At 36.5% G+C, this 282-nt stretch carries 1 protein-coding gene; it reads right to left on the reverse strand.

The window, feature by feature from the left end; genetic code table 11:
- Window positions 1-282: DDE-type integrase/transposase/recombinase (locus tag HRG09_RS28510; RefSeq protein WP_174104124.1), on the reverse strand; the 282-nt coding region annotated here is incomplete at both ends.

The following is a 282-nucleotide window of genomic DNA, read 5'->3' on the forward strand; positions in this document are numbered from 1 at the left end:
CTTTTATCGTACGTGAAGCATGGCGAAGATTTTGAAATCCTGCAGATTTGGCAAAACGTCTTTTTACATGCCTATGATCCTGTTCAATAAGATTGTTTAAATGCTTGATTGTACAATGGATGGTAGTTTGATAAAATCCTTGTTTTCTTAATTTGTTAAATGCGCAAAGTAATGCTGGCGCTTTGTCTGTAGTGAGAACCGTAGGTTCTCCAAAATGTTTTACTAATCTTTTCATGAAGGCATAGGCAGCCTGATGATCCCGCTTTTTACGAAGTTGAATAT

This window comes from Bacillus sp. Xin1 (assembly GCF_013314535.1).
Lineage (GTDB): Bacteria > Bacillota > Bacilli > Bacillales > Bacillaceae_G > Bacillus_A.